1 protein-coding gene is annotated in these 316 nt (G+C 38.0%); it reads left to right on the top strand.

All coding sequences use genetic code 11. The features are described from left to right. On the top strand, positions 1-316 hold a 316-nt coding region (locus ACTNDQ_RS15500), incomplete at both ends, for a GTP-binding protein (RefSeq protein WP_441065008.1).

Below are 316 nucleotides of genomic sequence, written 5' to 3'. Positions count from 1 at the left end.
TCTTTATCCGTATTAGACGGAGCAGTATTATTAGTTTCTGCAAAGGATGGCATACAGGCACAGACCCGTATACTGTTTCATGCACTACAGACAATGAAGATTCCGACAATTTTTTTCATCAATAAAATTGACCAAGAGGGGATTGATTTGCCAATGGTATATCAAGAAATGAAAGCAAAGCTTTCTTCGGAAATTATAGTGAAGCAAAAGGTTGGGCAGCATCCTCATATAAATGTAACGGACAATGACGATATGGAACAGTGGGATGCGGTAATTATGGGAAACGATGAACTATTAGAGAAATATATGTCAGGGA

This window comes from Blautia massiliensis (ex Liu et al. 2021) (genome assembly GCF_052064225.1).
GTDB lineage: Bacteria > Bacillota > Clostridia > Lachnospirales > Lachnospiraceae > Blautia_A > Blautia_A fusiformis.
The sequence above is the reverse complement of the archived record's forward strand: the minus strand, read 5'-3'. Positions and strand labels throughout refer to the sequence as shown.